The following is a 10,387-nucleotide window of genomic DNA, read 5'->3' as shown; positions in this document are numbered from 1 at the left end:
GTCACACCCCTGATCACCCTCGACAACCCCAGCGTCATCGTCGAAGCCCTCAAACTCGCCGACGACCGCAGCGGCGACGTCATCGTCCGCCTCTACGAAGCCCGCGGCGCCCAAGCCCGCACCCACCTCACCACCAACTTCCCCACAACGACCATCACCCGAACCGACCTGCTCGAACGCCCCACCCACGCACCCCAACCACCCGACACACCCCTCAAACTCCGCCCCTTCGAAATCCGCACCCTCCGCATCACCCGCGCATGAAACAAGCCCGGGGTGGACCACGCACGTGATCCACCCCGGGCCACCCGGGGGAGAAGACCTCACGCCACCAACCGCTGCCAGCTCACCCGATCCACCACACCCGACGCAGCCAGACCACCGGCCACCTGGAAATCACGCACCGCCGAGACCATCCGGTCACCGAACACACCATCAGCAGGCACGTAATGCCCCCGCGAGGTCAGCAACACCTGGGCCGCGCGCACCGCCTCACCACCAGCACCCGCACCCAGCACCGGCGTCACGCCCTCCCACGCCAGGCCACCGAACAAACCCGGCTCGGCCACCCGCGAAGCGAAGCACGACGGACCGCTCGCACCCCGCTCCACCGCCACCCGCGCCGCCGCCTGCTGCGTGGCCTCACCGAACACCCCGTCCACCGGCACCGACATGCCCCGCGCGCCCAGCAACATCTGCAACGCGGTGACGTTCGGACCCTGCGCACCCGGACGCAGCAACGGCCAGCTCACCGGCTGCACCACCGCCAGGCCCAGCGCTGCACCCACCGACTCCCGCAGCTCCGGCAACCGCGCGTAGAGCACATCACCCGGGCACGCCGTGGCCATGTAGTCCCGGTGCCCGTAGATCGCGCCCGGCTCGATCCCGTACTGCGACACCATGTACGAGCACAACGACACCAGCGAATCCCACAGCGACCCCGGGACCGACGCCTCGGTGTAGGTGCCCTCGTTCTCGATGCCCAGCGCCACCGAGTTCTGCTCACCGGCGTGGGCGCCCTTGACGTGCTGGGTGCCGCCCTCCAGCGCGGCGAGGCTCTTGTGCCGGCCTTCCATCAGGTGCCCGCCGCGCGAGTTGGTGAAGTTCTGGCCGGTGTCGGACCAGCCGTTGCTGTCCATGTGGAAGGCCTGGATCTGCCTCGATAACTCGAAGGCGTGCGACTGCGACGTGTCGTCGCTGTTGGGCGTCGCCGTGTGGTGCACGATGATCTTGGTCGGCTTGGAGTCCAGCACCTCGATCGAGCCGGAGGCGTCCCGCGCGTTCCAGTCCGACGTCGAGGAGATCGACGGAGCCGCCGAGCTCCGCGCCGCCGCACCGGCGGGCAGTCCGGCGAAACCCACCGCGGACACCGCGAGCCCGCCGGCCAGCACCGCACGTCGAGCCACTCGTACCTGTCGTAGTGCCATCTCTCTTCACTCCCGAAATCCGGTCAGCGATCACGAAACAGGGCGCGTGCCCTCGGGGTTGGCACGCTACGCAGCCGATCAGGTTCACGGGAATTCCTGGCGACAAGCCGCCACGAGTTGGCAAAGAAGTAACCGTCCGACAATCGCGCCGCAACACGTCATCACCCGGCTCCCCGCACGTCCCCGCTATGGACCGATCACCACCAGGCCCGACCAGGCTCGGGGCACCAGGGGAGAGCTCACACGATGGACCGCTTCGTCCGATTCCTGCGCCGCCAGATCGACATCGACCTGGAACTGCACAGCCAGGCCAGAAGCGACGAAGAGGCCGGCAACGCCGTCCACCGCTGCCTCATCGGCCCGCTGCGCGGATTCCGCGAATGCGAGCTCAAGTCCCGCCTGCTCGCTCAGCACAACCGCTGCGGCACCGGAGGAGGACCCTGCGACACCCTGGGCGCGAGCTACCCGCCGGAGGACGAACGCGGATGCCCCACCCTGGCGCTGCTGGGCCTGCCCTATGCGGACCGCCCCGGCTTCGCGCCACGCTGGCGCCCCTGAGCCTCCGAGCGAGGTCGAGCACGTGTTCGACGCGGTCGCGCGAAGCCGGTGTAGGGGTGGCGGGGAAGACGGGCGAGGGGAGCGGCACGTCGTCGGTGGGAGAGCGACTTCGGCACAGCTGGCCACGCTAGGAACGAACGCAGACGAGGGAGATTCGCAGCGTGGCGGGTGGAAGGCGTTCGGCCGCAACGATATTCATAAGATGATCACGATGAGTAGTGGATAATCTACGTTATCCATCAATCGGAGTGATGGCCATGGAAGACGCCGGGACTCTTCCATGGGGGATCGGAGCCTCCAATGGGTGTCATCCGCCGTCGGCAATCGCACATCAGCGGACTTCGAGGCGCTCTGCTGCTGCGCCGGCTGAGTAGAGCCAGCTCGATGCCTCGGCCGATGACTCCGGCTCGCCGGTTGTCCCTGATGATCGACGACGAGCAAATGCACTGCGTGGACCATTGTTTCAGGGTCCAGCCGGACCAACCCCTTACGTCACAGTGACGGAAATAATGGTCGATAGGGGGTCCGCCGAACGAACAAAGGGGACTTCGCATCGGCCCGTCCGTGGAGGCCCCAGTGGCACCATCAAGCGCCGACGGTCCGCGGAGCTGTCAGCTTCCCATGTCCACGCCGAGCCCTCGGAAGCTCAACGCGCAACAGCCACCGAACCTCCCGGCGGCACCCGCACCTGACCACCGCCGCCACACCTCGCCACGCCAAACCCCGAACGCCGACCTCATCACCATGCCTGCGCCCAGGACCCGAGGAGGCCTGAAAAACGCCGCCCAACAGCCCCTCTCGCCCTCATCCCGCACAATCCCGTACAGCCGATAATGCACATTATGTTAAGTGAACTGTTCGAAGACCCGATCGTGGCACTTCCCCGGGCCCAGTTTCGGTCCGGTGCTGATCGGCGCCCCAGCGACATGTTGGCGATCAACGGTTCACGCGTGCCGCCTTCTCCCAGTCCGCGCAGTCAACGCCGCCGTGGAACAACGGCTCTCCGAACGTGCGGTGCTCGAAGGTCTTGCCGCACATGGTTCGCGCTGCCGTCGCCGGTGATGATGTCGGACACGATCCCACCCTCCCTGCTCCGTCGACTGGCTGTGACGAATGAGCGGGCAAGGATGACGTGATCAACGGGGTGAGAGCCTGGAACGTACCGGCGAACCTCTCCCCTTCTGCTCGGAAGCATCCGCGGTGCCCTTCGCACGGGTGGAGATCGAGTGGTGCCCGCGCACCTGAACCGCGGGCACCACTCGCCTGCCCTGATCAGCGGCGGACGAGGCGTTCCAGGACTTCGAGGGCGATCGGCAGGGCACGCTCATCGATGTCGAACAGCGGGTTGTGGTGTGGTGCGGTGTTGCCGCCGCCGACCGTCATGTACGTGGCGGTACCGCCGTGTCGCTGGACTTCGCGAGCGAACAGGCTGGCGTCGTCGCTGCCGCCCATCTGCTTGAATCCGGCAGCTGTCGTCGCCTCGGTCAGTTCCGCAGCGATCCGGTCGATCGCTTCCACCAGCTCCACGTCGCAGTCCATCGTCGCCGAGCCGCCGGTGTTGACGACGTCCACCGCCACTCCGTGCATCGCGCCGGCACCGCGCAGCGCGGTCTTGATGCGCTCGGTGAGCTCAGTGCTCACGTCGGAGTCCGTGGAACGGGCTTCCAGGGTCATCTCGGCCCAGGACGGCACGATGTTGACGTTGTCACCGCCGTGCAGCGTGCCGACGTTGATGCGGGTGTGGGCAGTGGAGTAGCGCGGTAGCGCCATCACGTTGAGCAGGGCGCTGGCGGCTGTCACCAGCGCGTTCGCGCCTTGTTCGGGGGCACCTGCGGCGTGCGCCGCAGTTCCGGTGAAGGTAGCGCGCATCTTGGTGGTGGCCAGCAAGCCCTGGATGCCGCCGCTGACCTGCCCCACGGGTTCGTCGAGCCCGAGATGCACCGCGACGAAGCGGTCGATGCCTTCTGCGGCTCCGGCAGCGATCATCGATGCCGCTCCGCGGCCGCCTTCCTCGGCAGGCTGGAACAGGAACCGGACGGTGCCCGCGAAGTCGTCGTCGGCGACGAGCCGGCTGGCCAGGCCGAGCCCGATCGCGGTGTGCCCGTCGTGGCCGCAGGCGTGCATCACATCGTGTTCGCAACGGAATCCGCGTGCGGCCGGGGCGTGTTCGGGGCTGTCGGATTCGGTCAGCGGCAGTGCGTCCATGTCGAAGCGCAGTCCCCAGGTGGGGCCGGGCCGTCGGCCGCGGACTTCGGCGATCACTGCGGTGCCGAACTCCACTGCGTGCTCGATGTCGGTGGTGTTTGCTCCGGTGCGCGTGGCTCGTTCGGCGAACTGTTCGCGTTGTTGGGTGCTGGGGTAGTCCACGACGGTATCGGTTCGCATGGCCGCTTGTCCGGTCTGCGGTTGCAGGCCCAGCTCGCGCAGGTGGGCTGTGACCGCGCTGGAGGTTCGGATCTCGAGGAACGCGGGCTCGGCATGGCGGTGGAAGTCGCGTCGCAGGGCGACGATTTCGTCGAACTCCATCATCTCTCCTTGGTCGGTGGTCACAGCCGGATCCCGGATCCCGGTCCGACGGGCAGGTCGAAGAAGTAGAACGCCGCGAGGATCAGCAGCCACATTGCGAAGAACGGCAGGACGAAGACGCTCAGCCGCGCGAGCAGTGTGCCCAGCTGCGTCTCGGGTTCGTACTTCCGGTTGACGCTGAGCAGGATGTAGACGTAGGCGTTGAGGGGGCTGACAGCTTGGGTGGTCGAGTCGCCGATTCGGTACGCGGCTTGGATGAAGGCCGGGTCGTAGCCGAGGATGGTGAAGGCGGGGATCATCACGGGTGCCAGCAGCGACCACAGGGCTGAGCCGGAGGTGATGAAGAGGTTCGCCGCAGTTGCCAGTAGCACCATCACGATGATCGCTGGGAAGCCGGTGAGGTGTGCGGCGCGCAGTCCGTCGGCGGCGCCGACCGCGATGAGGGTGCCCAGGTTGGACCAGGTGAACAGGGCGATGAACTGGGCGGCGACGAAGATGAAGACGATGTAGCCGGCCATGTCCTTGACCGTGTCGGTCATCATTCGCGGTACGTCCGAGCGTTGGGTCACGGTGCCTGCGGTGAGTCCGTAGGCCAGTCCTGCCAGCAGGAACGCGATGATGATCAGGGGCACGATGCTGTCCAGGAACGGTGAGGGGACGAGTGATCCGCCTTCTCCGCGCAGGAAGCTGCCGGGGGCGAGCCAGGTGCCGAAGGTCAACGCGACGTATCCGGCCAGGACTGCGGTGGCCACCCGCACGCCCTTGCGTTGCTGTGCGGTGAGTTCGGTTGGTTGTTCGCCGTCGGGGGTGGTCCACGGGCCGAATCGTGGTTCGAGCACGCGGTCGATGAGGAAGCCGCCGACCAGTGGTAGGAGCAGGCCCGCGGTGGCGGCGAAGAAGTAGTTCATCGCGATGTGGGTGTGCACTTCGACGCCGATCGGTGCGATCTGGAGCGCTTTTTCGGTGATGCCCTCCAGCAGTCCGTCCAGTGATCCGACCAGCACTCCCCCTGCGTAGCCTGTTGCGCCGCAGGCGAAGGCGCCGATCAGTCCGGCGACGGGGTGGCGTCCGGCGGCTTTGAACATCAGGGCGGCCAGTGGCGGGATCACGATGAGCGAGGGGTCGGACATGACGTGGGCTTGGCAGGCCACGAAGGCCACCGCGTAGGGCAGCAGCCAGCGTGGGGCGCGGCCGAAGGCGAGGGTGACGGCTGAGGACAGAAATCCGGTTCGTTCGGCGAAGCCGACCACGAGCATCATCGCCAGCACGGTTCCCAGTGGTGGGAAGCCGATGAAGTTGTCGACGAAGTTGGTCAGGAACCAGACGAGGCCGTCGGTGCTGAGCACGGCGCGCACGGGGATGGGTTCGGGTTTGCCGGGGAGACGGATGGTGACGTCGAAGGCGGCCAGTGTGGTGGTGACCAGTGCCAGGGCGGTCAGGAGGTAGACGAACAGGAAGAACGGCTCGGGGATTTTGCTGCCGAGTCGTTCGATGCCGGTGAAGACGCGGTCCAGCCGGGTTGGTCGGGTGCGGGCTGTGTCCATGTGGTCTCCGGGCGAAGTGGAGGGCTGCGTGGGAATTGCCGGTTGGCGGAAAGGGTGGGCAGCACTCCAGGTGTGGTGCTTGGATTGCCGGAAATCGTCACATTAGGGTTTGCGCATGCAAGATTCGTCCAGCCTTGATGAGCTTGATCTGGCGCTCGTCAACGCAGTGCAGATCGCTCCGCGTGCCTCGTGGCAGGTGATCGGTTCGGTGGTGGGTGTTGATGCGAGCACGGTGGCGCGTCGGTGGGGGCGCATCACTGAGCAGGGTCTGGTGTGGGTGACCGCCCATGCTCGGATAGCGGAGCCGTCGGCGTTCGTGCTCGGCTGCGTGGAGGTGCGGTGCCGTCCGGATGAGCGGGACCGACTGGCGGTGCTGCTCGCGCGGATGCCGCAGGTCGTTTCGGTGCACCAGGTCGGTAGCGGTCGTGATCTGCTGGTGCTGTTGAATTCGCGGAGTCTGCCTGCGCTGTCGCGGTTCGTGCTCGATGAGCTCAGCCATCAGCCGGGGGTGCGGCGGACGAGCGTGCACGCTGCGACGGCGATCTTCGGTGAAGGTGAGCATTGGCGGCTCAACGCACTGTCCCCGGCGCAGCGCGCGGAGTTGGCTCGGCACGCGCTGCCTCGTGGGAGGCAGGGTGTGCTGACCGAGCAGGATCGGGATCTGATGGTGGCGTTGAGCGTTGATGCGCGTCGGTCGGTTGCCGAACTCGCTGCGGTGACGGGGGCGAGTGTGTCCACGGCGCGGCGGCGGGTGGCTCGGCTCGTCGATCAGGGGTTGGTGTCGATCCGGTGCGAGGTCGCGCAGAGCCTGACTGGCTGGCCGGTGTCGGCGATCTTCTGGGCGAATGTGCCTGCGGGTCAGTTGGCTGAGGTGGGGCGGGCGTTGGCGAAGGTCCCGGAGGTGCGGTTTTGCGCTGCGGTGACCGGTGAGCACAACTTGGTGATGATCGTGTGGTTGCGTTCCCCGGAGGATTGTCAGCATGTGGAGGAGCGCCTAGCGGCTGATTTTCCGTCGCTGTCGTTGGCGGAACGTGCGATCACGTTGCGTCAGCCGAAGCGGCAGAGTCGTCTCTTGGACGACTGGGGGCGCTGCACCGAGGTGGTTCCGACCGATCCGTGGGCGGAGCTGCATCTGCCCGTCGGCCGGATGGGCGCTGGTGCGTGGCGGTGAGGACCGGGCCTCGTGGGTGCTGCTAGGTGGCCTGCGGTCCTTCTGTCGCGCGTCGGGCCATGTGTAGGGCTGCGAGGTGGCTGAAGACCATGCAGGCTCCGATGGGGTTTCCGCCGCCTGGGTAGGTGGTTCCGGATACCGCGGCCATCGAGTTCCCCGCTGCGTACAGGCCCGGGATGATGCGGCCTTCGGTGTCGAGGACGCGGGCTGATGCGTCGGTTCGCAGGCCGCCCTTGGTGCCGAGGTCGGAGATTCCGAAGGCGGCGGCGTGGAAGGGGCCCTGGGTGATGGGAACCAGGGGCGATGCTCCGTCGGTGAAGGCGCGGTCGAAGGGTTCGTCGCCGCGTGCGAAGTCCTCGTCGGTTCCGGTTTCGGCGGAGGTGTTGAACCGCGTGACGGTGCGGTGGAGGTCGTCGGCGGGGACGCCGATCTTGGTGGCGAGTTCCTCGAGGGTGTGGGCGGTGTGCCACAGGCCGGCGTCGACGTAGTCCTGCGTGTCGCCCAGGGGCACGCTGGTGGACTGGACTGGTGGCCTCTCCCCTGCCCTGTCGTCGTAGACCAGCCAGTACGGCAGCTTCATCCGGCCGTCGGCGAGGCGGGCGAGGATGCGTCGGCCGATGCGGTCGTAGGCGGCGGATTCGTTGACGAAGCGTTGGCCGTGGTCGTCGACGAAGATGCCCGCGGTGAACCAGAGGGAGAAGGTCGAGGTGCCGTCGGGGTGGGTGATGCCGGGTGACCACCAGGCTTCGGACATGAGGTCGGTGTCGGCTCCGGCGGCGATGCCGGCGAGCGTGGCGAGGCCTTGGTTGCTGGGTGGTCCCATGGCGTCGCGCGTGTTGCCGGGCACGGCGTGGTCGGCGCGCATCTGCTCGTTGTGCTCGAATCCGCCTGCGGCGATGAGGACGCCGTGGCGGGCGTGGATGTGGCGGCGTTGTCCGTCCTGGGTGACCACTGCCCCGGTGATGGTGCCGTCGGTGCGGACGAGTTCGTCGCAGACGGTGTTGCGGCGCAGGTCGGCGTGGGGTTGTTTGGACAGGGCGATGAGCAGGCGTGCGAGCAGGGCTTGGCCGCCGAAGAGCCCGTCCGGGAGGGGTTCTCCGGCGCGTTCGGTGCCCAGTGGTGGGCGGAGGGTGTCGCGGAGGGCTCCGAGCTTTTCGGCTTTGACGGGTTTGGCCATGATGTGGCGGCCGGTGGCGCTGGCTTGGGGTGCGGAGCCGAAGTAGTCGGGCCACGGGAAGGGCATGAACTTGAAGTCGGTGTCGGCTTCGAGGTAGTCGATGAGCGGTGCGCCGGTGTTGATGAAGGCGTCTTGGAGTTCGGTGGGTGTGCGGTCGCCGACGACGGCGTGGAAGTAGGTGCGGGCGTCGTCGAGGGTGTCGTGGTGGCCTGCGCGTTGGAGTGCGGCGTTGCAGGGGAACCACATGCCGCCGCCGGAGTAGGCGGTGGTGCCTCCGAAGTGGGCGGAGGCTTCGGCCACGATGACCGAGAGCCCTTCTCGGGCGGCGGTGTAGGCGCCGGTGAGGGCGCCTGCGCCGGATCCGATGACGAGGACGTCGCATTCGTCGTTCGGGTCGTGCTTGATCGCCATACCCCGAAGTAGAACACGTTCCAGTTTCTGTGGCGAGGCCCTCTCCTGCCCCGGCTGCGCGCTGATTCAGGGGCGGGTTCGGGTGTTTCCCCGAGTCGCGGTGGTCGCCGGGTCCTTAACGTCGCGGTATGACTACCCAGGTTTCGCGGCTGTCGTGGCCGCTGATCGTGCTTCTCGGGGTGTTCGCCCTGGTGCGGCCGGTGCTGAACATCACCGGCGCCGTGGACGCGCTCGGCAGGCCGCTGGGGCCGGTGCTGGTGACGGTGGTGATCTCGGTGGTCTGGCTCGCGGCGGTGGTGTGGCGACGCAGCGCCCGTCCCGTGCTGACCTTGGCCTGTGCCGGGCTGGTCTACGGGGTGCTGGCGGTGGCGCTGAGCGCGGTGCTCCCACCCCTCCTGCGTGGCGAGCTGATGGGGCCGCTCCCCACGCCCGGTGGGATCGGAGTGGTGATGGTGCTGCTGGCCAACGCGGTGTGGGGCGCGACCGTCGGCCTGGTGGCCTTGGCCGTGCGGTCGTGGTGGCAACCGAATGGCCGGTAGGTCGGCTTCTCGGTCGTGGGCCGGGTTGATGCACGGGCAGCCGTGGTCGGCTCCTTCCAGGTTCCTGGAGCCGGCGCTGGGGCGGTTGCTTCTTCGAGATCCTGCTAAAGATCTGCGGGAGCGGCCCGGGTCGGCGCTGGATGTGGGGCGGGTGATGGGTTGGCGTTGCTGCCCGCGCTGGGTGGTCAGCGGTTTCGGGTGGGTGTGGTGGAGCCGAGCGCGGCGTTGCAGTCGCTGTGCGAGGCCGACAAGCGGGAGGTGTTGAGCTGGCTCTGCGGGCATGCGTCGCGGTTGGTGCTGGTGGAGTTCGACGTGCCGGAGGTCGCCGACGTGTGGGATCCGGTGTGGTTCTTCGGTTGCGTGGCTCGGGTGGAGCGGGTTTGCGGGAGTGCGGCGCGGATCGGGATCTGGTGGGTGTGGGATTCGTGCTGCCGGTGGTCCTGGGCAAGTTCTCCGCCACTGCCCCACCGGCCAATCACGAGGTGTCGATCGCGCGGTGGCGGGAGTTGCTGGGTGAGGCGGGGTTCGGGGGTATCCGGGTGCGTCTTGTGGCCGATTACTGGTGGCGTCCGGCCTGTGCGGTGGAGGCGATCGGGTCGAGTTGAGCTCGCCGTGCCGGTGGCGGTTCTAGGCTCCTGGTGTGGCGGGAGACGACGGTCTGGATGCGTTGGTGGCCGAGCAGGTCGCCTACTACCGGGCGGTGTCCGGTGAGTACGGGGATTACGGGGCGATGCCGGGTGTGTCGGCGCTCGGTGAGGTCATCGAGGAGTTCGCGCCGGCCGGGCGGGTGTTGGAGCTGGCGTGCGGGCCGGGTGTGTGGACTCCGCTGCTGGCGCGGCACGCCGATGAGGTGACGGCGGTGGATGCGTCTCCGGAGATGCTGGCCCGGGCCGCTGCGCGGGTGGGTGAGCGGGTCCGGTGGGTGCGGGCCGATGTGTTCGGGTGGCGGCCGGATCGGGTGTTCGACGTGGTGTTCTTCGGGTTCTGGTTGTCGCACGTGCCGCGGGAGCGGTTCGCGCAGTTCTGGGCGGTGG

10 protein-coding genes are annotated in these 10,387 nt (G+C 67.7%); 6 read left to right on the top strand and 4 right to left on the bottom strand.

Annotated features, from left to right (window positions below; translation table 11 throughout):
• Positions 1–264 (top strand): glycosyl hydrolase-related protein (locus tag E1202_RS30325; RefSeq protein WP_132686740.1); only part of this gene is annotated, 264 nt, incomplete at its 5' end.
• A gap of 59 nt (positions 265–323) precedes the next feature.
• On the opposite strand, the gene E1202_RS30320 is transcribed toward E1202_RS30325, so the two are convergent.
• A complete protein-coding gene (locus E1202_RS30320; RefSeq protein ID WP_235879115.1) occupies positions 324–1,406 on the bottom strand; it encodes a peptidoglycan recognition protein family protein in 1,083 nt (360 codons plus the stop codon).
• A 267-nt stretch (positions 1,407–1,673) separates the two neighbouring features.
• Here E1202_RS30320 and E1202_RS30315 point away from each other — a divergent pair, with 267 nt between their 5' ends.
• Entirely contained in the window at positions 1,674–1,985 is a 312-nt protein-coding gene (locus tag E1202_RS30315; RefSeq protein ID WP_132686738.1) for a DUF6221 family protein, read from the top strand.
• A gap of 1,272 nt (positions 1,986–3,257) precedes the next feature.
• On the opposite strand, the gene E1202_RS30310 is transcribed toward E1202_RS30315, so the two are convergent.
• Together E1202_RS30310 and E1202_RS30305 are read right to left on the bottom strand one after the other, a co-directional pair.
• Positions 3,258–4,511, bottom strand: a complete 1,254-nt coding sequence (locus E1202_RS30310) for an amidohydrolase (protein ID WP_132686737.1) — start codon at positions 4,509–4,511, stop codon at positions 3,258–3,260.
• A gap of 20 nt (positions 4,512–4,531) precedes the next feature.
• Positions 4,532–6,055: an AbgT family transporter gene (locus E1202_RS30305; protein ID WP_132686736.1), complete on the bottom strand. Its 1,524-nt coding sequence runs from the start codon at positions 6,053–6,055 to the stop codon at positions 4,532–4,534.
• 115 nt (positions 6,056–6,170) lie between these two features.
• On the opposite strand from E1202_RS30305, the gene E1202_RS30300 reads away from it, so the two are divergent.
• The gene (locus E1202_RS30300; protein WP_132686735.1) at positions 6,171–7,226 is read left to right on the top strand and encodes an Lrp/AsnC family transcriptional regulator; all 1,056 of its coding nucleotides are present in this window, start codon (positions 6,171–6,173) and stop codon (positions 7,224–7,226) included.
• A 22-nt stretch (positions 7,227–7,248) separates the two neighbouring features.
• Here the strand turns inward: E1202_RS30300 and E1202_RS30295 are convergent, their stop codons facing one another.
• Positions 7,249–8,814 (bottom strand): FAD-binding protein, encoded by a 1,566-nt coding sequence (locus E1202_RS30295; protein ID WP_132686734.1) that lies wholly within the window; start codon positions 8,812–8,814, stop codon positions 7,249–7,251.
• 128 nt (positions 8,815–8,942) lie between these two features.
• Here E1202_RS30295 and E1202_RS30290 point away from each other — a divergent pair, with 128 nt between their 5' ends.
• From E1202_RS30290 to E1202_RS30280, 3 genes are all read left to right on the top strand, one after another.
• Complete coding sequence (locus tag E1202_RS30290) at positions 8,943–9,353, top strand: hypothetical protein (protein ID WP_132686733.1); 411 nt, start codon at positions 8,943–8,945, stop codon at positions 9,351–9,353.
• 416 nt (positions 9,354–9,769) lie between these two features.
• Positions 9,770–9,958, top strand: coding sequence for a hypothetical protein (locus tag E1202_RS30285; RefSeq protein ID WP_132686732.1), 189 nt, complete (start codon positions 9,770–9,772; stop codon positions 9,956–9,958).
• A 35-nt stretch (positions 9,959–9,993) separates the two neighbouring features.
• Positions 9,994–10,387 (top strand): class I SAM-dependent methyltransferase (locus E1202_RS30280; RefSeq protein WP_235879113.1); only part of this gene is annotated, 394 nt, incomplete at its 3' end.

It is taken from the genome of Saccharopolyspora karakumensis (assembly GCF_004349225.1).
Classification (GTDB): Bacteria; Actinomycetota; Actinomycetes; order Mycobacteriales; family Pseudonocardiaceae; genus Saccharopolyspora; species Saccharopolyspora endophytica.
The sequence above is the reverse complement of the archived record's forward strand: the minus strand, read 5'-3'. Positions and strand labels throughout refer to the sequence as shown.